21 protein-coding genes are annotated in these 24,813 nt (G+C 33.9%); 6 read left to right on the forward strand and 15 right to left on the reverse strand.

The window, feature by feature from the left end:
* Together N4A35_01735 and N4A35_01740 are read left to right on the forward strand one after the other, a co-directional pair.
* The coding region (locus N4A35_01735; protein MCT4580112.1) for an energy transducer TonB at nucleotides 1-489 on the forward strand (489 nt) is incomplete at its 5' end.
* 69 nt (nucleotides 490-558) lie between these two features.
* The gene (locus N4A35_01740) at nucleotides 559-1,530 is read left to right on the forward strand and encodes a TonB family protein (protein ID MCT4580113.1); all 972 of its coding nucleotides are present in this window, start codon (nucleotides 559-561) and stop codon (nucleotides 1,528-1,530) included.
* Nucleotides 1,531-1,561: 31 nt separating this feature from the next.
* On the opposite strand, the gene N4A35_01745 is transcribed toward N4A35_01740, so the two are convergent.
* The 11 genes from N4A35_01745 to rsmA all read right to left on the reverse strand — a co-directional run bounded on the left by N4A35_01745 (nucleotide 1,562) and on the right by rsmA (nucleotide 16,098).
* The gene (locus N4A35_01745; protein ID MCT4580114.1) at nucleotides 1,562-5,914 is read right to left on the reverse strand and encodes a M4 family metallopeptidase; all 4,353 of its coding nucleotides are present in this window, start codon (nucleotides 5,912-5,914) and stop codon (nucleotides 1,562-1,564) included.
* Between the two features lie 71 nt (nucleotides 5,915-5,985).
* A complete protein-coding gene (locus tag N4A35_01750; protein ID MCT4580115.1) occupies nucleotides 5,986-6,960 on the reverse strand; it encodes a polyprenyl synthetase family protein in 975 nt (324 codons plus the stop codon).
* A gap of 15 nt (nucleotides 6,961-6,975) precedes the next feature.
* A complete protein-coding gene (gene rfbA / locus N4A35_01755) occupies nucleotides 6,976-7,836 on the reverse strand; it encodes a glucose-1-phosphate thymidylyltransferase RfbA (protein MCT4580116.1) in 861 nt (286 codons plus the stop codon).
* A complete protein-coding gene (locus N4A35_01760) occupies nucleotides 7,833-10,523 on the reverse strand; it encodes an MMPL family transporter (GenBank protein ID MCT4580117.1) in 2,691 nt (896 codons plus the stop codon). Before N4A35_01760 ends, rfbA begins: the two co-directional genes overlap by 4 nt.
* Nucleotides 10,524-10,622: 99 nt before the next feature.
* Nucleotides 10,623-11,210: a ribonuclease HII gene (locus N4A35_01765; GenBank protein MCT4580118.1), complete on the reverse strand. Its 588-nt coding sequence runs from the start codon at nucleotides 11,208-11,210 to the stop codon at nucleotides 10,623-10,625.
* An 87-nt stretch (nucleotides 11,211-11,297) separates the two neighbouring features.
* A complete protein-coding gene (locus N4A35_01770) occupies nucleotides 11,298-12,833 on the reverse strand; it encodes a glycine--tRNA ligase (protein ID MCT4580119.1) in 1,536 nt (511 codons plus the stop codon).
* A gap of 125 nt (nucleotides 12,834-12,958) precedes the next feature.
* A complete protein-coding gene (locus tag N4A35_01775; protein ID MCT4580120.1) occupies nucleotides 12,959-13,777 on the reverse strand; it encodes an energy transducer TonB in 819 nt (272 codons plus the stop codon).
* A 2-nt stretch (nucleotides 13,778-13,779) separates the two neighbouring features.
* Nucleotides 13,780-14,310, reverse strand: coding sequence for a hypothetical protein (locus N4A35_01780; GenBank protein ID MCT4580121.1), 531 nt, complete (start codon nucleotides 14,308-14,310; stop codon nucleotides 13,780-13,782).
* Between the two features lie 47 nt (nucleotides 14,311-14,357).
* Nucleotides 14,358-15,131, reverse strand: a complete 774-nt coding sequence (locus N4A35_01785) for a TatD family hydrolase (protein ID MCT4580122.1) — start codon at nucleotides 15,129-15,131, stop codon at nucleotides 14,358-14,360.
* Nucleotides 15,132-15,143: 12 nt separating this feature from the next.
* Entirely contained in the window at nucleotides 15,144-15,338 is a 195-nt protein-coding gene (locus N4A35_01790; protein ID MCT4580123.1) for a hypothetical protein, read from the reverse strand.
* Nucleotides 15,339-15,342: 4 nt separating this feature from the next.
* Complete coding sequence (gene rsmA / locus N4A35_01795; GenBank protein MCT4580124.1) at nucleotides 15,343-16,098, reverse strand: 16S rRNA (adenine(1518)-N(6)/adenine(1519)-N(6))-dimethyltransferase RsmA; 756 nt, start codon at nucleotides 16,096-16,098, stop codon at nucleotides 15,343-15,345.
* A gap of 183 nt (nucleotides 16,099-16,281) precedes the next feature.
* Between rsmA and N4A35_01800 the strand changes: the two genes are divergently transcribed.
* From N4A35_01800 to N4A35_01815, 4 genes are all read left to right on the forward strand, one after another.
* On the forward strand, nucleotides 16,282-17,691 hold the full coding sequence (locus N4A35_01800) for an MBL fold metallo-hydrolase (protein ID MCT4580125.1): 1,410 nt from the start codon (nucleotides 16,282-16,284) through the stop codon (nucleotides 17,689-17,691).
* 73 nt (nucleotides 17,692-17,764) lie between these two features.
* Nucleotides 17,765-18,040: a rhodanese-like domain-containing protein gene (locus N4A35_01805; protein ID MCT4580126.1), complete on the forward strand. Its 276-nt coding sequence runs from the start codon at nucleotides 17,765-17,767 to the stop codon at nucleotides 18,038-18,040.
* 70 nt (nucleotides 18,041-18,110) lie between these two features.
* Nucleotides 18,111-18,725 (forward strand): carboxymuconolactone decarboxylase family protein, encoded by a 615-nt coding sequence (locus tag N4A35_01810; protein MCT4580127.1) that lies wholly within the window; start codon nucleotides 18,111-18,113, stop codon nucleotides 18,723-18,725.
* A gap of 105 nt (nucleotides 18,726-18,830) precedes the next feature.
* The gene (locus N4A35_01815) at nucleotides 18,831-20,393 is read left to right on the forward strand and encodes an aldehyde dehydrogenase family protein (protein ID MCT4580128.1); all 1,563 of its coding nucleotides are present in this window, start codon (nucleotides 18,831-18,833) and stop codon (nucleotides 20,391-20,393) included.
* Between the two features lie 76 nt (nucleotides 20,394-20,469).
* On the opposite strand, the gene N4A35_01820 is transcribed toward N4A35_01815, so the two are convergent.
* From N4A35_01820 to N4A35_01835, 4 genes are all read right to left on the reverse strand, one after another.
* Entirely contained in the window at nucleotides 20,470-20,901 is a 432-nt protein-coding gene (locus tag N4A35_01820) for a hypothetical protein (protein ID MCT4580129.1), read from the reverse strand.
* 138 nt (nucleotides 20,902-21,039) lie between these two features.
* Nucleotides 21,040-21,438: a hypothetical protein gene (locus N4A35_01825; protein ID MCT4580130.1), complete on the reverse strand. Its 399-nt coding sequence runs from the start codon at nucleotides 21,436-21,438 to the stop codon at nucleotides 21,040-21,042.
* A 100-nt stretch (nucleotides 21,439-21,538) separates the two neighbouring features.
* The gene (locus N4A35_01830; GenBank protein ID MCT4580131.1) at nucleotides 21,539-22,342 is read right to left on the reverse strand and encodes a T9SS type A sorting domain-containing protein; all 804 of its coding nucleotides are present in this window, start codon (nucleotides 22,340-22,342) and stop codon (nucleotides 21,539-21,541) included.
* A gap of 18 nt (nucleotides 22,343-22,360) precedes the next feature.
* The gene (locus tag N4A35_01835) at nucleotides 22,361-24,439 is read right to left on the reverse strand and encodes a hypothetical protein (GenBank protein ID MCT4580132.1); all 2,079 of its coding nucleotides are present in this window, start codon (nucleotides 24,437-24,439) and stop codon (nucleotides 22,361-22,363) included.
* Between the last annotated feature and the right edge of the window lie 374 nt (nucleotides 24,440-24,813).

Below are 24,813 nucleotides of genomic sequence, written 5' to 3' on the forward strand. Positions count from 1 at the left end.
CCGCCACCACCACCACCACCAGCTCCACCTGAAGAGCTTGAGGTATTGGAAGAAGATGATGAGGAAAAAGCTGATCAAATAGCTGATTTCGATCAAGACAGTGACGAAACTGAGGTTGTTGATGTTCCTGAGGAAGTAGAAGAAGAACCTGAAGAAGATAATACAGTATACCAAATTGTTGAGGATCAACCAGAATTTCCTGGAGGAATGGGAGAAATGATGAAGTTTCTTGCAACTGAAACAAAATATCCTCCTCAAGCAATTGACAACAATATTCAAGGTAGGGCTTTTATAAGTTTTACTGTTGAAAAAGATGGTAGTATTACTGATGTTCAATCTGCTGCTCCTCCTGGTAAAGAAGTTCATAAACTTTTGGTAAAAGAAGCTAAAAGAGTTGTTTCGAGTATGCCAAAATGGAAACCAGGAAAACAAAGAGGAAAACCAGTAAGGGTAAAATATACCGTTCCTGTAAACTTTAAAATTAGATAACCTTATCTCTAAATATCTAATAAAACACTTAGTGCTACACTAGGTGTTTTTTTTTAGCATAACATTATCATGAAAAAACTATTTCTACTAACAGCCTTAATTATTGTTGCTAATAGTATAATAAGCCAACGTAAATATTGGATTACTAATTATGGTGAAAAAACAAAAAAGTCGCTAGCAGCGGGTTATTACACCATCAAAAAGGGAAAAACAAATAACCTATACCTTAAAGAAGTGTATCTTTTTGATTATCAATCTCCATACGAGAGCAGTAATTATCAGACTAAAAAGTGTCTTATTAAAGAGGGGGAGGCTGTTTCTTTTAACAAAAACGGTTCAATCAAAGAACAAGGAAACTATAGCAATAATCAAAAAACTGGAGAATGGGTCTATTTTGACACTCAGGGAAACAAGCAAAGTATTGTCAATTATGCCAATAATATAAAGCACGGATTATACTTTGATTATAAGAACAATCAAATAACATCTGGAACCTATAAAAACGGCTTAAAAGACCAATTATGGAGCGTAGCAAGTACTGCTGGTAGATCTATAGAAGCTGTCTCCTACAAAGACGGAAAAAAACATGGAAAAGCAACTTATTATCACAATAATGGTAAAGTAAGAGAAGTCCAAACCTATCAAGCAGGAGTATTGGTTAATACTAGACGATTTGATCTTAATGGCAAAGAGCTAATTGAAGAGGAAGTTCCTGATGAGGATTTTCCTGTTTTTTCAATTGTAGAGCAAGAACCAGAATTTCCTGGAGGTTCTTCTAAGATGATGCGCTATATTGGACACAAAGTTCAATATCCGCAAATAGCTATTGAAAATAAAATTGAGGGACGTGTCTATATTCGTTTTATTGTAGAAAAAGACGGAAGCATATCTAATGTTGAAGCAATTAAATCGCCTCATGAATCACTAGAAAAGGAAGCGATTAGAGTTGTTTCCAATATGCCCAAATGGACCCCTGCTAAACAACGTGGTAAAAATGTTCGGGCACAATTTACTTTACCAATCAATTTTAGATTGCATTAAAAAAAGGGCAGTGTTTACTGCCCTTTTTTTATTATAGTTTTGTAAACCTTTTAGTAAATTTACCTATTTGCACAGCGTATACTCCTTGAGAGAATTCTGACACATCAAATGTTTCATAATACCTATTGGCTATAGGCGTAATTGTTCTCGTTAAAACAACTTCTCCCAATATATTATACACTATTAATTGTTTTTCTTTTATTTGATTTGTTCCATCAATAATAATACTTAGGTTTTCCTTGGTTGGATTAGGAAACAACTGAATACTAAAAGAAAGCGCTTCTTCTATTGTTGTACAATTTTCTACCTCAATGGTTGATGTTGCTGTAGCACCACAGTTTCCTGTAATGATATAAGTAATATCGTGGGAACCTACACCTGCTGAAGATGGATCAAAAGTTCCAGCGGCGTTATCTACTATTCCAGGGCCAATCCAGGTCCCTCCTTGAGTCGCTGCAGTAACTGTAATAGGTGCATGATCTTCACATATTGCTCCAACATAGTTAATGGCTGCATTGGCTTGTTCTTCTACGACAATTGTTTCAGAATGGCTACTATTACAACCTGCAGTTAGATCGTAAGTAATGGTATGCGTTCCAGCTCCAGCTACTGATGGATCAAAAACGCCACTCTGATTAACCCCTGTTCCACTCCAAGTTCCTCCAGCTGTTGATGGGTTTAATGTAATTGGATTGTCTCCTTCACACAAAGTTGAGTTGAGTACCGTAAACGAAGCATCGCCATTTTGAGAAACATAAATGCTAACGCTACTTGAATCTCCACAAGATCCAGAAATAGCATAAGATATTGTATGTAAACCTATTCCAGCTGTTGCTGTATTAAACGTTCCTTGTGAAGCATCTGTTATTCCATTTCCTGACCAAACTCCTCCTGTTGAATTGGCTGTCAATTGAACATTCCCCTGACCAATACAAAAGGTTGTTCCCGATGTAATGGTAGCATCGGTAGCACTTTGAACAATAACATCTAAGGTATCAGCAGTTACACAACCTCCTCCTAATGTATAAGTAATTGGATAAGTCCCAGCTCCCACGGCAGGATCAAAGACTCCATTCGCATTGACACCATTACCACCCCAAGTTCCTCCACTGGTAGCAGCAGTTAAAGTAATAGGGCTATCTGAGATACATAAATTTGAAACAGGCGCAATGGTTGCATCTCCTGAACCATTAATTGTAGCTGTTACCTCTGTTCTAGAGGTAATACAAGCTGGCTCTTCTACCCACCAATCATAAAAGAAATAATAATACCCCGGATATCCTTGAGCAGCTGCACTAGACTCAGTAATTGTGATCAGGTTTCCTATATTGTATGGGTAACTCCCTCCTGCATTGTTTCTCCATAACCCTGAAGCACTTCCACTAGCCACTCCTAATTGTAAATTATTTGCTACAGGAATGTTAAAGTTTAGTGTTACTCGACTTTCTCCTGCGGGAATATTGACTGTTGTTGTTTGTAAGATTGCTCCTGTATTATCTCTTAATTCTATTGTTCTAGCCCCAGCTGCATCTGCATAAACCTTAACAGAGGTTAACGTTGTAGGTGCTAAACAATTAAAAACCAAATGCTGATCCCCATTGAAGTATCCTCCTGTACCTATTGTATTGTCAAAAGCGCCTCCTGTTATGGTTGGGTTAGCCATCACTTCTTCAACATAATAGCTTGTTGTAGTGCTTAATGACGGTGTAGTAAACGATGTTCCTGTTCCTACTAAGTTTCCTCCTGAAGGGGCGTCATACCAATTTAAAGTTCCCGATCCTGCTCCAGTTGCACTTAAGTTTAATATTCCAGTTCCACATCTATTCGCATCCGTTACTGAGGGAGCTTGAGCAACACTTACATTGACAGGTACTCTTGCGCTTGAACAAGTAGGAGTAGTTACATCCCAATCATAAAAGCAATAATAATATCCTGGTTGACTTGCACTACTGTTGGTAATTGATAGTACTCCATTTAAGGTATAAGGATATGTAGGCCCATCACTATTTCTATACAAGTTGGGTTGACTTCCTTGTGCCCAACCTAATTGTAAATTCTGTCCAACAGGAATATTAAAATTAAGGTTAATTCGACTTTGTCCATCTGGAATATTAATTGTAGCAGTTTGTAAGACTGTCCCTGTATTATCTCTTAGCTCTATTGTTCTATTACCTGCTCCGTTTGCATATACTAATACAGAGTTTAGTGTACAAGCAGAGAAGCAATCAAAAATTAGGTGTTGATCTCCATTAAAATAACCTCCGTTTCCTATTGTATTATTAAGAGCTCCTACAGTTTGCGAACTTCCTCCTGTTGTTTGCTCTACATAATATGTTGTAGTAGTGTTTAATAATGGGGTTGTAAAAGTACTTCCTTGCCCAACCAAGTTACCTCCTGAACTTGCATCATACCATTTGATATCACCATTTGCTGTTGCATTTAATTCAACAGAATCTGAACTACACAGGTTAAGGTCTTGTGTAACTGGCGATGGCAAGCTTCCAACAGTTACTGCATTGACGAGAACTGATGTATCGCTCCCACAATTATTGCTACTCACAATTAAGGATACGGTATACGTTCCTGGTGCTGTATAAGTATGTGTTGGGTTAGCTTGTGTAGAAGTTCCTCCATCTCCAAAGGTCCATTGGAAATTAGAGCTTGAAGAACTATTATTGGTAAAAAAGATATCCATTGGCATTGCACATCCTCCTTGAGAGCTTTGTGTAAACTCTGCAGATATTGCTCCAGAATAGCCATTTCCAAACCCTACTGCATACCAAGCATTGTGCGTTGATTCTAATTGAGGTGAACATGGTCCAAACAAATCTTCTGCTGCTTGTAAAGAATAGGTATAAGCATCTTGATATTGAGAACTAGAAGTTAAATAAACGGTTAATGTTCTAAAAGCAATAGCTCCAGCATCGTCTAGCCCTATTCCATTAACACTAAAATTATTCCCTATATCATTGGTTCCAGAGCCACCATCGGCTAGTAAATAATACCAAAAGTTTAACACCCCGCTATTGGTATGCACTCCTCCATTATCTGCTGTACCTGTATACCAATTGGTTCCTTGGTAAGTGTCTGGGTCTCCAGCTTGATTAGGGTTACTCATATTACGCATCACAAAACCTAAATCTGAACCTAAAATCCAGTTGGTATTATTGGGTCTAGCATAAGATTCTATCGACTTTCCGAAAATATCACTAAATGATTCATTTAAAGCTCCTGACTCATTTTGATAAACTAATCCTGCGGAGTTTTGAGTTAATCCATGTGTGATTTCATGTCCAGAAATTTTCAATGTAGTAAAGGGACTATTTCCATTCGATCCATCTCCATAAGTCATTCGATAGCCATCCCAAAAAGCATTTCCATAATTTACATCATAATGAATGTAACTTACCAATACATGCCCATTTCCATCAATACTATTTCTATTGTGTTTAGTTAAGAAATAGTCATAAGTCATTTCTGCTCCCCAGTGGGCATCTAGGGCATACTGACTTACATTATTAAAACTCCAATTATTATCTGCATCTGTAAAATCAACGGCATTATTATAGTTGGTTCCATTTTGCATATCATAGGTTCCTATTCCATTTCCCCTTCCTGATTCTTCCAAAGCAAACCCTCCATTAATTGAATTTGCAGTGATTGTTTGTGTCCCACTATAACCTGTTACAGCTGTCCCTACTTGATCAGCAATGTGTAATAAATCGTGTTTAAATATAATTTCTCCTGATGTTACATCTACATAAATCGCTTGCTTTGAAAGTGGTGCATGTGCATAAACCTCAAATTCATAACATTTTCTATAATTTTTGCTTTTGTAATCTCCATCTTTTGGGGCATAAACAACAGCTCCTTTTGGAAAGTAAGAAGCAAAAGGATTTTTAGTATCCCTTTTTAATTGTGCTTCTTCTGTTGGCATCTCCCATTTATACTGTTTAGCCTTTACATGATTTAAAGCTATTTCAAGAGCGTTTTCTTTGGAAATTAACTGTTCATTTTTGTTCAGTTTGGGAAGATAATACCCATTAAACAAAAAGACCTCATTATTCTTAGTATGTGCTACAATATTTGCTCCAATGACTTTATTAGACTCGTAATAAAGATCGAAACGGTAATGCTCTTGCCCTATATGATCTGTTTGTTTTGATTGTAAGACTAAAACAAATTCCTCTTCAACTTGAAAGTTGTTTTTAAACCACTTCTGGAAATCCTGAATTTTGACCGTTTCCTGTATTTCTACCATTGACGGTAGTTCAGAAATTTTACTTCGATCTAATACTTTAAAATGTTTACTTTGAGCACTAAAAAAAGTAGGAATAACCACGCTAAAAACCAGCGCGATTAAGTTTCGTGTAGTGTAATACATAACAATATCTATAAGGATTCCCCATAAATATATTAAATATCAACTACTTATAAAAACCTTTTGTCTTAATTTTACTTTGTACGAACCATTAACCCCTTGGCAAAATTAAGTAGGTAATCATACTTCTGTTCTGATAGGCCTATTTTATTCAATGCTTCTAACGCTTTATCATAATAAGACCACATCACACTTTCTGCTTGTTCTTTTACTTTTAAATCATTGAATATAGCAGTTACAGCTTCTACTTTTTGTTCTGCTTGATAATCGGTAACATTCATCCAGCTATTCAACTCTTCTTCTTGAGTTTCATTGGCATTTTCTAATGCTTTGAGTAATAGGTATGTTTTTTTATTGGCTAGAATATCTCCACCTACTTGTTTCCCAAACAATGCTGCATCTCCAAAAACATCTAAAATATCATCTTGAATTTGAAATGCAATTCCAAGGTTTAAACCAAAGTCATAGATTAAGTTAGCCTGTTCTTCGGTAGCATCTGCTAAGATCGCTCCTAATTTTAATGCACAACCAACTAAAACTGACGTTTTTAGTTTAATCATTTCAATATATTCAGGAATTGTAACATCTTCTCTTGTTTCGAATTCCATGTCTAAATGCTGTCCTTCGCAAACCTCTATTGCTGTGACATTAAACAAATCAAGGACTGAACGTAAATACTCCGTTTTACAAGAGGTAACCATAACAAAAGCTTGGACAAACATAACATCTCCTGAAAGAATTGCAGAATTGATATTCCATTTTTCATGTACTGTTTCTTTTCCTCTTCTTAAGGGTGCATCATCCATGATATCATCATGTAATAATGTAAAATTATGGAACATTTCTATTCCCAATGCAGACTTGTATGAATCCTCTAAATTACCATCAAATAAATCGGTACCTATCAACGTAAGAACAGGTCTTAATCTTTTACCTCCAATAGACAATATATAACTAACCGGATCATATAATGCTAATTGACTTCTACTATCCTCTAGTATATCTATCTGATTTGATATTAATTCTTGATATTCTGTTATTGTCTTCATTTCAAAAAATGCTTATTAATCTATTAAGCTCATTAAGTATTTACCATAACCACTTTTTACTAGAGGCTCTGCTATTTTTCTTAATTGTTCAGCATTAATAAAACCTCTAGAATAAGCTACAGCTTCTATGCAACCTACTCCTAACCCTTGTCTTTCTTCTATTGTTTGAACGTATTGTCCTGCTTGCATTAAAGATGTAAAAGTTCCTGTATCTAGCCATGCAGTACCACGCTCTAAAATTTGGACCTTTAATTTTCCTCGCTCCAAGTAAGCCTTGTTAACATCCGTAATTTCGTATTCTCCTCTCGCAGAAGGCGCTAAACTTTCTGCAATTTCTATAACATCATTATCATAAAAATATAATCCTGGAACGGCATAATTTGATTTTGGCACTTCTGGCTTCTCCTCTATAGAGAGCACATTGTTGTTTTCATCAAAATCTACTACACCATATCTTTCTGGATCAGATACGTGATAAGCAAATACCAACCCTCCTTCTGGGTTTAAACTTGATCGCAACATTGATCCCATCCCAGTTCCAAAAAAGATATTATCTCCAAGCACCAACGCGACTTTATCATCACCAATAAACTCTTTTCCAATAATAAAAGCTTGTGCTAATCCATTAGGCTCTGGTTGAATAGCGTATTCGAATTTACAACCTAAATGGCTTCCATCTCCTAATAAGGTTTGAAACGCCTTTTGATCGTGTGGTGTTGTTATAATTAAAATTTCTCTTATTCCAGCTACCATTAATGTTGATAGTGGATAATAAATCATGGGCTTATTGTAAACAGGCATTAACTGTTTGCTTACTGCCAATGTTAATGGGTGTAGTCTAGTTCCCGATCCTCCTGCTAATATTATTCCTTTCATAGCACTTCTTTTTTAGGGTTTGATTTTTTTACTTGTAATTGTTCTAAATCGATGTCTTCTTCTTCGTCAACAACTTCCAATAGCGGATCTTTAAACGCTTTGGTAGTTATTCTCTTCTCTAAAGTTAACAATAAAGATGGTAATAATACAAGGTTAGCCAACATTGCAACAAACAATGTGATAGAAACAAGTACTCCTAGCGCCTGTGTTCCTCCAAAGTTTGAGGCTGTAAAGACCCCAAAACCAAAGAATAAAATGATTGATGTGTAAATCATACTTACTCCAGTTTCTTTTATTGCTAATACTACAGATTCTTTGATGTTCCAGTTCTTCAATGTTAACTCCTGTCTATACTTTGCTAAGAAATGAATAGTATCATCTACCGAAATACCGAAAGCAATACTAAACACCAATATTGTAGATGGTTTTATTGGTATTCCAACAATCCCCATAATAGCTGAAGTAATAATCAAAGGCAATAAATTAGGAATCAATGAGACGATTACCATTTTCCATGAACGGAAGAGCACCGACATTAATATAGCAATCACAGATATTGCTAAAGCTAAACTTATAAACAAATTATTGACTAAATACGTAGTTCCTTTGGTATAGTTTACAGCACTTCCTGTTACATTATAGGTTAATTGACTATGGCTAGATAAAATTTGCTTAAGCACTGAATTAAAGTCTTCTTTTTCATGAAGCTTTAAAACAAGTGTTTCATCATCAAAAAACTGTTCTGAAAGGGAAGGGTCAATTGCTATATAATGATCTTTAACCTCATTTTCTACCCACGAATATTTAGCAAATAAAGTACTTAGAACTTCTTCTTTTTCTGCAGGTTTAGTGGATGCTATTACTTGCTCTACTAATAGTTTTTCTTCATTAACAATTTGATTTATTCTTTCAGAAACTCTACCAACTACAGCATCCATTGTATCAATTCCTACATCAGCAATTTGTACTGTTATTCTTGTTTGTTTTTTAGACTGATCTAAGAACCCATTTAACATTTGATTCGTTGTATCAACTGCATCAAGGTTAAAAGTATTTTTAAAATATTTAGAAGATAATATTTTACTTAAACCTCTTTTATCTTTCAATACAAATTTTTCTGGATTTCCATTGGAATAGGCCTGTGTTACAAATTTAATTGCATCAACAATAGAAATGGATTTCGACAATTTATCTTCTAATGCTAATGCACTTTGTATTTCATCTATTTTCCTAATATTATCATAGCTATTGTAAATCGTATCTGTTGACTCCAAAATAATCTCAAAAGGCATGATCCCTCCTAGTTTACTTTCAAAAAACTTTAGATCTTGTACAACGATATCTTTTTGGGGTAAATCATCCACAATATTCCCTGATGTTTTCATCAAGGTCATTCCATATATCCCAGCAAAGAAAGCTAACGCAGTAAAAATATAGACCCATGTTCTATATCCAGCACTCCATACCACTAATTTTTCTACCACAGTAAAGAGCCATTGTCTTTCGAGGTGTTTTGTATGTTTTACTTTTGGTGGCTTTAAGAAACTATAAATTATAGGAACTACTAAAATAGAAACGATGAACAATAGTAAAATGTTTAACGACGCGATAACTCCGAAGTCTTGCATCATTTTACTGTGAGTAAAAATAAACGTCCCAAACCCCATTGCTGTTGTAGCATTCGTCATTAATGTGGCTGTCCCTACTTTTCTAATAACCCTGGTAAGTGCCTTGGCTTTATTACCGTGGTTTTTAAATTCTTGTTGATACTTCGTAATTAAGTACACACAATTAGGAATCCCGATTACAATAATTAAAGGAGGGATTAATCCCATTAATGCTGTAATTTTAAATCCTATTAGTCCAATTGTACCAACAGACCAGACTACTCCAATCATTACAACAACCATAGAGATTAATACGACTTTAAAAGATTTAAAGAAAAGGTATAGTAATGTAGAAGTAATTAGTAATGCTAACAATGTAAACATGTACAACTCTTGTTGTACTTTTTTCATCGTGACATCTCTAATATAAGGTAATCCAGAGTAAACAAATGGACCTATATCTTCGGCATATTCTTCTGTTTTTGCTTCTATTTCTTGAATCAAAGAGCCTCTGTTTTTAGAGTTAAAAATCTCTCGATTCAAAAACAACATCATCAGGTGTAAATCGTCATCTTTTTTATAAACCATATTTTCGTAAAATGGTAAATTAACGATGACATTTTGTAAGCTATCTATTGTACTCTTATCTTCTGGAAAAGAAGGAAAAACAGGTTTAATTTCAAACTTTTTTTGCTTCTTATTTTTGACAATATTATAAAGGTGAGCTTCAGAAAATACAGAATCAACAGGGTTTCCATATGCTTGTGGATCTGTTCCCTTTAAAGGCACTTGAATAGCCTTTAATTCATTTCCCAATTCATACCACTTTTTAAATTTTTCCGCTTCATAAAAATCTTTATTTGTGGTTGCGATCACTACAGCCAAGCCATCTTGACCAAAATCGTCTTTAAATTTATTGTAAGTGATACTTACGGGATCGTTATCTGGTAACAGTTTAGAAAACTCATAAAGCATTTCTACTTTAGTTGCAAAAAAGCCCATTACCACAGTAATAGCAAACAATACAATAAGTATTGTTACTCTATTTGTTAATATTAATCGAGCTATTTTTTGCCACATAAAAACACCTAAAATTATTTTAGGGGTTCAAAAATACTTAAAATAAATGGCACTACACAAAAACAGGAAGTTTTTATTCTTTTATTAACTTATATTAAGTTAATCTTCTTCAGGCAACAACTTAAAAGACATTCGGTGATATGGGGATGGTCCATGCATTTTAATAGCTGCTCTATGTTTTTTGGTTGGGTATCCTTTATTTCCTAACCAATCGTATACAGGGTATTCTTGATGCAATTGGTTCATAATATCATCCCGATATGTTTTTGCCAATACAGATGCCGCAGCAATGCTATAGTATTTGGCATCTCCCTTAATAATACAGTGATGCTCAATATCTTCATAAGCATTGAATCGGTTACCGTCTACCAAAATTGCTTCTGGTCTAAGAAATAATTGATCTAATGCTCTATGCATTGCTAAAAATGATGCATTCAAAATATTGATTTCATCGATTTCTTTATGGTCTACTATTCCAACACCCCATGCCAAAGCTTCTTGCTCTATTAAAGGCCTCAACTCGTATCGTTTCTTTTCCGAAAGTTTTTTGGAGTCATTCAGTATACTATTCTCAAAATCTTTCGGTAAAATTACTGCTGCTGCAACAACAGGCCCTGATAAGCATCCCCGTCCAGCCTCATCACACCCTGCTTCTACTGCATGCTTTATATAAAACGATTCGAGCATTTTTCAAATTTTAAATGCTAAGATAAAAAAGACCCAAGATTTATCAACCTTAGGTCTTTTTCAAATTAATTTTTATTTTCTTAAACTTTAAACAAATAAATTGGTCATAGAAACCTTTTTACTAATAATATCGGCCAAATCGCTAATTGCTACTCGTTCTTGCTCCATGGTATCTCTATCTCTAATTGTGACCATATTATCTTCTAAAGATTCATAATCAACACCGATACAATAAGGTGTTCCAATGGCATCTTGTCTTCTGTAACGTTTTCCGATTGTATCTTTTTCTTCATACATACAATTGTGCTCTAATTGTAGTAATTTTAATACCTCTCTTGCTTTTTCTGGTAGGCCGTCTTTTTTAACCAGTGGTAAAACTGCAGCTTTAATTGGTGCCAAAGGTGCTGGAATTGCTAAAACAGTACGTTCTGAACCATCTTCCAACTTTTCATTTTTATACGAGTTCGATAATACAGCCAAGAACATACGATCTAAACCAATAGAAGTTTCTAATACATAAGGTACATAGCTTTCTTTTGTCTCTGGATCAAAATAACGTAATTTCTTACCAGAGAACTCTTCGTGCTGTTTTAAGTCAAAATCGGTACGCGAATGGATTCCTTCCAATTCTTTAAACCCAAATGGGAAGTTAAATTCAATGTCTGTTGCAGCATCGGCATAATGCGCCAACTTAATATGGTCGTGGAAACGATAGTTTTCTTCTCCTAATCCTAATGCTTTATGCCATTTTATTCTTGTTTCTTTCCAGTATTCAAACCATTTCATTTGCGTTCCTGGTTGAATAAAAAACTGCATTTCCATTTGTTCAAATTCACGCATTCTAAAAATAAATTGACGGGCTACAATCTCATTTCTAAATGCCTTACCTATTTGAGCAATTCCAAAAGGTAATTTCATTCTCCCAGTCTTCTGAACATTCAAGTAATTAACAAAGATTCCTTGCGCTGTTTCTGGGCGTAAATAAATTTTTGCAGCATCTCCTGCCACAGCACCAAGCTCGGTTCCAAACATCAAGTTAAACTGCTTGACTTCTGTCCAATTTTTAGAACCACTTACAGGGCAAGTTATACCTAAGTCAATAATCAATTGCTGAAGATCATCCAGTTTATCGTTGTTAAGCGCATCTCCCATTCTTTGGTTGATTGCCTCAATTTCTTTAGTTCTTCTTAAAACATTACCATTTGTTGCTCTAAACTCTTCTTCATTAAAAGCATCTCCAAAACGTTTTTTTGCTTTGGTAATGTCTTTATTAATTTTTCCTTCAATTTTTGCAATATGCTCTTCAATTAAGACATCTGCACGGTATCTTTTTTTAGAATCTTTATTATCGATCATAGGATCGTTAAAAGCATCAACATGACCAGACGCTTTCCAAGTTGTTGGATGCATAAATATTGCTGCATCTAACCCTACAATGTTCTCATGCATCTGAACCATACTCATCCACCAATACTTTTTGATGTTGTTTTTCAATTCTACTCCATTTTGAGCATAATCGTATGTTGCACTTAAACCATCGTATATTTCACTACTTGGAAAAACAAATCCAAATTCTTTTGCGTGAGAGATTACATTCTTAAATAAATCTTCGTTTGCTGCCATGTTATCTTAATTTCTAAATTTTAAAGTTGGCAAAGATAGTTATTATTTAGGGAATGGAAGAATTGAATAATTGTAAAATTGATGCGTTAAGATGATACTTAAAACAAGAGTTTATCAATTGCTATTTAATTAAATAGCACTTCACAATGATGTCTGGATTTGACCACTCTACCTCTTTTCATAGCAGGTTCCCACTTAGGCATTTTTGAGATGACTTTTAACGCTTCTTTATAATAGTATTCGGCGATCGTTGCTTGAATACTTTCTTTCAAGACTTCAATTTCTGTTACTTGCCCTTTTTTATCAATATTAAATGTAACTCCTACCTTGACCTGTTGAGGGTTTCTATTATTTGTTCTCTTCTTTAAAAACTTTTGAAATTCGATCTCACCTCCAGAAAAAATAGCTTCTTCATCTACAAAGCTATATGCAGCTCTATCTAAAGTATCTTCTTTAAAGAGGTTATTTCCAATAGCATCAAATAGTTGAACTAAACTATGTAAGGTATCTGTTTTATATCGAAATATTGCACTCAGTTTTCCTTTCTTAAACTCAGAAAAACAACCTTGTTTCAAACCCTTTTTGTATGTTATTTCTGTTTGTTTAAGGCTATTTCTATCATAAAACATCCAGCTTCCTGTTTTTTTGTTATTCAAATAAGCTCCCTCAACAGCTAATGTTCCGTTTTCGAAATATTGCTTAAACTCACCTTCTTTTGTCAAAAGGTCTTTTGTTGGGTAATTGATTTCTTGAAAAAGGCTATCTGTTTGTTTATCATACTCTTGATACAAAAAAGTTTTAGCTGCTGTTTTGGTAAGTGTATAATAATGAGTTGCCATATCTTTTTTTACGACGTCTCCATTGGAATTTATCCAATGTTTACGTTGAGCAGAAGTTGATTGAACAATAAGTGCAGCCAGAAAAAAAATAATGATTATTCTCATTGCTATTTGGGTATGTAATAGTAGACAGTAATAGACAGCGCAATAATAATCAAAATTAAAATGCTCACCAACTTATTATGCTTAGCCTTTATTGGTATCGTGTTAGGAAAGTTAAACTCAATTAATTTTAATGTTTTATTTTCCATATCTAATAAGTATACCCCATCGCATTCTATTGCTACAGCATACTCCAATAACTGCCGTCTGGTACTCCTATTCTTAATTGAAATTGCCGTTTTTCCCGACTTTACCTCAACGACATAAAGCTTTTCATCTTTTTCTACTAAGTAATCAATTGTAATGGTTGAATTCTCTTCTTCTGAGTTTACAAAATAGGTATGCTGGTACTCTAATTGCTCACCCATAATAGTAAATCCTCTATTTGTAAGATATTTTGCTGCTTGTTTTTCTAGTTTAACTCCTCTTTTAAAACGTTTTTTTTGTGCTCTTTTTCTAGAAAAATTATTGAACCACAAACGCAAGGAAATTCCCCCTAATACCACGCATATTGTTATGAGGATATATTGCTCCATTGAATCAACTATTTTTCAAAAATCATTTAGCCTAGAGCTTGTTTAAATTACAATCCAAACAACTCCACGGCATTTCTTGTAGTGACTTTAGCTATATCTGGTAAAGTACAGTTATAAATATCTGCTAACTTATCTCCTATTAACGGGATATATTGACTAGAGTTTCGTTTTCCTCTATATGGAGTTGGAGCAAGATAAGGCGCATCTGTTTCTAAAATCAAATGTTCTAATTCTATTTCTTTTAAAACTTTATCTAAACCTCCATTTTTGAAGGTAACTACACCTCCTATTCCTAACTTAAAACCACCATAATTGATAATGTGTTTAGCTTGATCTACATTTCCTGTAAAACAATGTAAAACTCCATTTAATTTATCATCGTTTACTTCATCTAAAACCTCAAAAATTTCATCAAAAGAATCTCTTGCATGAATTGCTATAGGTAAATTTAGTTCTTTTGCCCATTCTATTTGAGTTTTAAACGCTTTGACTTGTGCATCCAAAGTTGTTTTATCCCAATACAAATCGATTCCTATTTCCCCTACTGCAATAAACTTTCTATCACTGAACAAATATGCTTTAGCATGGGCTAGTTCTTTGTCTATTGTATCGTTATTGATAGAACATGGATGTATCCCCATCATAGGCATACAAATACCTGGAAATTTGGCTGCTAATGCTAACATAGAATCTGTTGAAGTAGAATCTATATTTGGTAGTAATAATTTTTCTACGCCTTTAGCAATACAATCTTGAATGACTTCATCTCTATCTTCATCAAACTTTGAAGCGTATAAATGTGTATGTGTATCTATTAACATGATTTTTTGTACTTAATAAACTTCACTCCATGACCAATAATTATAATGATAGCCTGGGTGATCTTGTCCTTTATATTGTTTGTTGCAAGTTTTACAAGTAGCAATAGCGCTAGTATAGTAGGCATGCTTTTCTACTTTTACAGTATAGCCCCCTTCTTTTTCCAGTTCATGAGGAGTTTTTCGTCCTAAATTTTTACAACAACTCACTTCTTTAAAACAAAAGGTTGGTTATTTCTATAAATTCAGCAACACCTAGCTGCTCTGGTCTTTTACTAAAAAGTTCCATTGTTTTATGTTCTTCTTTTAAAAAGGGTTTTAGAGAGCTTCTTAACATTTTTCTACGTTGGTTAAATGCTGTTTTAATGACTTGTTTAAACTTTTTCTCATCACACCCCAAATCAGTTACATCATTACGAACCATTCTTATCACTCCTGATTTTACTTTTGGTGGCGGGTCGAAAACATCTTCGTCTACTGTAAACAAATATTCTATATCATAATAAGCTTGTAATAAAACACTCAGTATCCCATAAGTTTTAGAGCCTGGTTTTTCTGCCACACGTTCTGCTACTTCTTTTTGAAACATTCCTACTACCTCAGGTACTCTATGTTTTTCTTCAAAAACTTTAAACAGAATTTGAGTAGAGATATTATAAGGAAAATTTCCAGACACTGCTATATTTCCATCAGTGACTTGATCAAAATCCAGTTTTAAAAAACTTTCTTCTATTACTTTTAAGTCTGGATAATGTGTATTTAAATACGCCACTGACTCACGATCAATTTCTGCTGCTACAGTTGTAAAATTTTCATTTGCGACCAAATGTTTGGTTAATGCTCCAGTACCTGGACCTACTTCAATGACATGTGTATAATCTTCAAAATTTTTGAGTGCATTAGCAATATTAAAACTGATACTATCATCAATTAAAAAATGTTGCCCAAGGTGTTTTTTAGCTTTTACCATTTTTAACGTTATTTGGCTGTATTGGTGTTTTGCGAAAGTAAGAACTTTCAGTTACCTTTACTAAAAGAAATTAGGAATAAAGGCAAAAATAGAGACTGTAACCTTAGTTACTGTGAAAACAAACTAACAGTTCTACTTTTGTATTGTAAAATTTAGGATAACTAAGATAAAAAAATAAACGTTATGAGAATAGAACAAATGTACACCAATTGCTTAGCTGAAGCGGCTTATTATATCGAGTCAAAAGGAGAAGCTGTTGTTATAGATCCATTAAGAGATATCGAGCCATATATTGAAAAGGCAATTGCTCATGATGCAAAAATTAAATATGTGTTTTTAACACATTTTCACGCTGACTTTGTTTCTGGACATATTGATTTAGCAAAAAAGACAGGAGCAACTATAGTTTTTGGACCAAATGCTACTGCTGACTTTGACTTTCATGTAGGAACAGATGGAGAAATTTTTAAAGTTGGAGATCTTACTTTAGAGTTACTTCACACACCTGGACACACGATGGAATCGAGTTCTTTCCTTTTAAAAGATGCTGATGGAAAAGACCAATGTGTATTTACGGGAGATGCTTTATTTATTGGGGACGTTGGACGTCCAGATTTAGCTGTAAAATCTGATTTAACACAAGAAGACTTAGCAAGGCACTTATTTAAGTCTTTAAGAAATAAAATTATGCCTTTAGGAGATGAAGTAATTATATATCCAAATCATGGTGCTGGATCTGCTTGTGGTAAAAACATGAGTAAAGAAACTTTTGACACTTTAGGTCATCAAAAAGAAGTTAATTACGCTTTAAGAGCTGATATGACTGAGGATGAATTTGTAAAAGAAGTTATCACAGGGTTAAAAACACCACCACAATACTTCCCTAAAAATGCTATGATGAATAAGTCTATCAATACAGATATTGACACTATCATGGAAAAAGGAACTGTAGAATTAGATGTTGACACTTTCAAATCAATGTCGGAGCATAAAGAAGCGTTAGTACTAGATTGTAGAACACAACAAGAGTTTGCTAAAGCACATGTTCCTGGCGCTATGTTTATTGGTTTAGATGGTCAGTTTGCTCCTTGGGTAGGCGCATTAATTGAAGATATCAAACAACCAATTATTTTAGTTGCTCCATTTGGTAGAGAAGAAGAAGCAGTATCGAGATTAGCAAGAATAGGGTATGATAATTCTTTAGGGTTCTTAAAAGGAGGGATGCAAACTTGGACTGAAGCTGGATTAGCCACAGGAAGCTTAAAATCTATTTTGGCTACAGAAATGGAAGCTGATTTAGCTAAAGGAATTAACCTTGTTGACGTTAGAAAAGAGTCTGAATACCTTTCAGAACACGCTATTGATGCAGGAAATGAACCTTTAGACACAATCTTTGATAACCTCAACGCTTTTGATAAAAACGAAACTTACTATATCCATTGTGCTGGGGGGTATCGTTCGATGATTGCCGCTTCAATTTTAAAAGCGAACGGAGTAGATAATGTAATTGATGTACAAGGTGGTTTTAGAGCGATTAAAGACAATACCAACCTAACATTATCAGAATACGTTTGCCCAACAACACTTTTATAAGCTATAAAATTGAGGTAGAATACTTGAATTATAAAAGAGATACAATTAAAATTAACAAAAAACAACATAAAAAATGAGCTTAGAAAACATAGATTTTAACAAAGCAACCATCATTGATGTAAGAACGCCAGGAGAGTTTTCAATGGGAAAAGTAGAAGGGTCTATCAACATTCCTTTAAACGAAGTTCCAGACAGAATTGAAGAGTTTAAAAACATCGAAGGTGATATTATCTTATGCTGCGCAAGTGGAGGAAGAAGTGGTCAAGCTACCATGTTTTTACAACAAAATGGAATGACCAACGTGTACAACGGAGGTGGATGGCAAATGGTTGCTATGCAAGTTCTTTAAGAAATAAGAAAAGTTAATAATTCGTAAAAGCACCAACTATTTATTAGTTGGTGCTTTTTTTATCATATTTATGCAGCATCAACAAACCTATAAAAAGAAATATAGCCTTATTGAATTCTACAAGGCTTCTGTACTACTTGCTAAAGCCATTGTCCTTTTAGTACGAAACAATAAAAATAAAGTCATTGACCAACTATTTATACAACGGATACACCTCGCTGTAACAGAAGTAAATGGATGCCCGGTATGTTCATACGAACACACTAAAATGGCGCTAAAAAAAGGAATGAGTAATGAAGAAATCAGTAGTTTTTTAAGTGGTCAACAAAACTTTATCCAACCTTATGAAGCCAAAGCAATTGCTTTTTCACAACATTACGCAGCTACTAGAGGTTTTCCAAAAAACTATACTTACAATGCCATTATAAAAGAATATGGAACAGAAAAAGCAGCAGTTATTTTAGCAGCCATACAAATAATGATGGTCGGAAATATGTATGGACTCCCTTTTAGCGCTTTTAAAGCACGGTTAAAAGGAAAAGCATACTCAGATAGTACATTAGGGTATGAAATTTCCATGTTATTATTGGGAGGACTCTTACTCCCTATAGCTATCATACATGGCTTTTTAAAACTAGCTGTTGGGGTTTCTAATGATCATTTTGATCTAAGCCCTAGTTTTTAGTGAATAATACGCTATTTTGTGTTAATATTTAACCATTGGTTTTATCAAATTAAGCCTTACCTTTGTTATCAGAATTAATAAACTATTCTCAAAACTATAAAACGCATGTTAGACGTAATGAATGAAACTACAGAAATCCAAAAGGTATTAGAAACCTTAGGAGTAAAAGAAGTAAACAATGGAGCAGCAGTTGGTGCACATTGGTTTTCAACTAGAGGAGAAAAAATAGACTCTTATTCTCCTGTTGACGGAAAATTAATCGCTAGTGTAAATGCTGCTACTGAAGCAGATTATGAAGCGAGTATCTTAAAAGCACAAGAAGCTTTTAAATCATGGCGTAATGTCCCTGCACCAAAAAGAGGAGAGATTGTTCGTCAGTTTGGAGAAGAGTTACGTAAGCAAAAAGGTGCTTTAGGAGCCTTGGTTTCTTATGAAATGGGAAAATCACTACAAGAAGGGTTAGGAGAAGTTCAAGAGATGATCGACATTTGTGATTTTGCTGTTGGTTTATCAAGACAGTTAAACGGTTCTACTTTACACTCTGAGCGACCTAAACATAGAATGTACGACCAATATCATCCACTTGGAATTGTAGGTATTATTTCTGCTTTCAATTTCCCTGTAGCTGTTTGGAGTTGGAACACTGCTTTAGCTTGGATTGCTGGTAATGTTTGTATCTGGAAACCTTCTGAAAAAGCTCCTTTATGTAGTATTGCTTGTCAAAACATCATCAATAAAGTTATCGAAAAGAATGAGGATGCTCCTGACGGAATTTCTTGTTTAGTAATTGGTGACGCTGAAATTGGAAAATTAATTTCAAACGATAAAAGAGTTCCTTTAGTTTCTGCTACAGGTTCTACTCGTATGGGGAAAGCAGTTAATCAAGCTGTTGCTGCTCGTTTAGGAAAGTCGTTGTTGGAGTTAGGAGGAAACAATGCTGTAATTATTACTCCAAGTGCTGATTTAAAAATGGTACTGCCTGCTCTAGTATTTGGAGCTGTAGGAACAACTGGACAAAGATGTACTTCTACTCGTCGTTTAATTATACACGACTCTATTTTTGATGAGGTTAAAAATGTATTGAAAAATGCTTATGGACAATTAAAAATAGGATCTTCTTTAGATGAATCTAATCATGTTGGGCCACTTATCGATAAAGATGCTGTAAAAATGTACTTCGATGCAATAGAAGCTGTAAAAGCAGAAGGTGGAGAAATGCTAGTAGAAGGAAAGTTATTGGAAGGAGAAGGATATGAGAGTGGTTGTTACGTAGAACCATCTATTGCTATCGTTGAGAATAGCTATAAAATGGTTCAAGACGAAACGTTTGCACCTTTATTATACTTAATCAAGTACAGTGGAGATGTAAACAATGCAATTGACATCCAAAACGATGTACCTCAAGGGTTATCATCTGCTATCATGACCATGAACATGAGAGAACAAGAAGAGTTCTTATCGCAAGTTGGTTCTGACTGTGGTATTGCGAATGTAAACATTGGAACTTCTGGAGCTGAAATTGGTGGAGCTTTTGGAGGTGAAAAAGAAACAGGAGGTGGACGTGAGTCTGGTTCTGATGCTTGGAAAGTTTACATGAGAAGACAAACGAATACGATTAACTGGGGAACAGATTTACCTTTAGCACAAGGAATTAAATTTGATTTCTAAACAATCAATGTATCCAATACTAAAAAAGCCTCAAGTTGAATAACTTGAGGCTTTTTTTATAAGTGCTTTTCCCTAATTAATTTAAATCAAAATCAGGTTTAGGGGCTTTCATTAATTTTTTTCTCTTCGGCTTAATTTTGTTTACAAACATCACATTAATGTACTCGTCTTTTTCTGTGATTTTTGTTTTAGACATTCCGTTGTAAATTGACCAAGAGGTTTTGTCTTTAAACTCAAATTCTTTTTTCTCAAAAGTACCATCTTCAAAATACATATCTATTTCTACAATAATACTGTTTTGAACAACTGCTCTAGCAACATAGCAATCAGCTTGATCACCTGTTCTTACTGTTAAGATAATATTGTCGTGAGCCCCATCTTCTACTGGGTTGGCTCCTCTATTTTCAAATACTTTTCTATACTGCTCATAACATGATGTTTCTTGAGCAAAAACATTCATAAAAATACCGAATGTGATGAATAAAAATGAAACGTAAATTTTTTTCATAATCCCCTTTTGTGTTTTAATAGTTAACAAATATAGTAAAAACATAACCAAATTTATGCCACTTTTTTTCGATTTAAGTTTTGAATCTCATTTTATAGAAGTATTCTGCTCAGTTAATTTGTTGGCGATTAAACTCAATTAAAGCTTTCCAGCTGTAATAGCTTCCCAATCCTCAGCGCTCATATCAACAAACTCAAAAAGAGGTTCATCAAAAGGATCTGAAAGTGTCGCCTCTGGCCATATTGTTTCATAAGCTCTTTTAAATATCGCCACCAATTCATTGTCATTAAAGGGATAGGCCATACCTGCAAATTCAGATATTCTTTTATTGGGTCTAGAAATTAAATCGTCTAAGCATAAACGTATAAGGTTATTCTCGTCCTCAAGATAGCCATCTTTATATAAACGTTTACGCATAGTACGAATATCTGCATCAAAATTCGCTAAATCTGACATTGGATCTGGATAATTAACAGCACGCCCCGACGTAGTTAGGTCTCTCAAATATTGATTAACTAATTCTTTACGTATTTTCATGGATGTAAATTACTAAATTTATTTTTTATACCCTCTTAAGTTCTAAACTCATTATTATTTTTTTAGTTAACGCTACGCATTAACTTTTTAAACTATAAAATTACAACTTTATCAATTTTGTAGTTACGTTACTTTTTTCATTGTAGATGTTTGCTATATATATCCCAGGTTTTATTGAAGAGATATCAATAATAGAAAATTCTTTATATAAAAAAACTTTGAAAATTTGGTGACCTTGATTAAGGTCTATAATTTCTAATATACATTTAGAACTCAATTTGTTTGGCTGATTTATATAAATATTAATATTATTTTTTGCTGGATTTGGTGCAAGGGTTACTACTAGCTCGTCATTATGTATTTTGTTAGAGCTGTTATCCATCGACTCTGTTTGTATAATCGTATACTTTTTTACCCAATAATTAGCTACTCCAACCATTTCATTATAATCGATACGATTTAAAGCCAACACCACTCCAAACTTCGTGATATACTGCTCAACAATTATATGATTGTTATCATTTGAGTTATATTTAATTTTAATATAACTTAAAGTATTTTCAATAGAATCATTTTCCAACAGTATCGTTCCACTATTATAGTACCCCTCTAATTCGTTTATACCTATTGAATCTAAATTATGTCGTAAAGCGATATAACTATTGAACTTGACCTTAGGAGAGATGTATGTTTTTTCTTTAGGAAGAACAAAATCACATTTTTTATTCCTCGTTCCTTTGAATGAAATAGTAGTCTTAGGACTGCATATTAATTTTGATAAAGGGCCATTTAACTTATTATAGTCAATCGATTCATGGCAATGGCCAATGGGTCTATCTTGGGAAAATATAGAGTTTACCTTTGATGAAAGGAAGATAAATAGAATTAAGAATAGAAACTTCATTTTTGTTTGATTTAAAAATTATCTACTAACAGTAACTGAAAATATGCAGGTAACATCTTCTCCTATATCACCAACTCCAGGCGATAAATAATCAGTACATACTAAACTGAAAGGAGGCCATGTAAAAGGAGATACGTAACCATCAATACATAAATTTGTCGCATCTTCCATCTCTGTTTCGCCAAAAATCCCATTTGTAATAATACTACAGACCGGATGCCAACCATTGCATGTTTTCATCTCTAAACGAAATACATAAACTCCGCCCATAACAAGATGACCACTATTATTCCTACAATCCCACCTAATATCTCCTTGATGTATATTACAGTCTTCTACTAAAATATCTCTTATTAATTGTCCTTCACGAGAATATATCGTAAGATGATATCCGATTATTCCATACGCATTTGGCTCTCCTTCATAAGGAGCACTTGGCCCAAACTCTAATATTTTTAGCGTATCATTTAGCCCTCCTTCTTCTGTTGGCGTTACTGTATTTGGCGCTATTAGTTGTTTACTATATATTGTCGTATTCATATACTTACCAGCATCAACATTTGTCATGATGGTATCAGCATTGATATAACAATCAGATTTAAAATGAATCCCCTCCAGAGCTACCGAATATTCTCTAAGTACTGTATCAGCTATAATTATGCTTTCACTTGTTTCTCCAGTATTCCATTTAATTGAAATTTGATCTCTTATCTTATCTTTTTGATTTTGAGATAAATTACAATCATCATCTTTAATATCAATAACCGCTGTTAATCTTTTATTACAACAGCCCTCATTCTCCTCAATAATTCTGACACTGATTTCATCAACAAACCATATATTCACCTCTTCTGTATCATTATCACAATTATATTGATTATCAGAAGCATTAACAATGATTGTAGTACTTTCTGTAGGATAGATTGTTATACCATTACCTTGAGCATTACTGTATATAGGTATATTAGGAAAAGAAGACCAATTGTATGTATAATTCAAATTTGATCTTGGAGGTTTTAAATTAACCTTTGGCGTTTCTCCACAACAAAAAAACATATCCTGAAAATTTCCTATTTCAACACATCTAATTCTAATTAATTTTGTTACAGAGACCCAAGGATTACATTCATTACCGACTGCTAATTTTATTCTATAATATTTATCACATTCAAAATTCCCGCCTTTTCCCTCAAGGAAAGACTTTAAATCTATTATTCCTGCTTGTTCTGCTTCGAACCATGCTGAATATTCTACTCCTACAGGGGTCCAATCTGAAAGAGATTCCTGTATCGACCAAAAATAATTATCCTCTCTCAATGAAGCAGAGGCATCTGCTATAACTGGATGATTAACACAATATTCCGAATCTATGTCAAACAATGGCACTGGATCATTATTGCTGCAAAGCCCATCAATATATGCATATCCATAATGACCACTTAAACTACAGTCTGCAGTAACAAAAAGAATACTTACTTCTTGCCCAATGTAATTGCTTAAATCGATACATACAGTTGACCAATCTCTATATGCTAACACCCCTATTTCTGCAAAAAAAGGGTCATTAACATCTGAAACCCATTGAGACATATCAATAACGTTATTGCCAAAAGGTGAAAAATTAGGAAAACCACTTCCCGTATATATTACATAACTAAAAAATGGTTTCTCATTTGCTTCATGTTCATTTGCTAATGCCCCAGAATTGGGATCCTCTAAAACCATTGAATACCTGAAGCTGAAATTAGCATTACTACTGTTTACATTAAAAGTATATTTTGCAAGATCTGCTTCAGACTCTACATTATTATTACCAAGACGAAGAGAATAGCTACCTTCATCTACCATTGGTAAGTTCACACCTAAAGAAAATAATATAGGATCTAAGCCAGCTTCAACTACTGTATGCCTTCCGGTAACTTCTTCCATAGTTACAGCTCCAAGATCAACAACTCCCGCTACATTTACACCTGTATAAGTTGTCCAGTTTGAAAGATTATTATTTTCAAAACCTCCGTTATTACAGGGACTTTGTGAAATTATACTATTACTGAAAAACAATAGTAAAATGCAATAAAAGAAAAGTCTATTATCCATCTAATTCGATTTATTTTTATTCATGAATATTATAGCTATAAACAATTATACAAAAAATCAGCAACACATTTGTGTTTTTCTATAGTTTTTGGCTTTTTGTAGGAAATTTACATTAATTAAACAAAAAACCACTCTAAACTTTTTATAGTATCTATGAGGCCTGTAGTGTTCTTTATTCATTTGTATTACGACTTATAATTTGCCTATTCTAGTACCTTTCTACCATATCAAAACCCAATAACCTGCGCTTTTTTCAAGTATATTTACTCTTCTACTCCTAATAGAAAAAATCATGTTAGTGAAAACCTTTGGTAGTGCTGTATATGGTGTTGATGCCCTCACCATTACAGTTGAAGTCAATATTGGGCAAGGAG

It is taken from the genome of Flavobacteriales bacterium (assembly GCA_025210295.1).
Classification (GTDB): domain Bacteria; phylum Bacteroidota; class Bacteroidia; order Flavobacteriales_D; family Parvicellaceae; genus S010-51.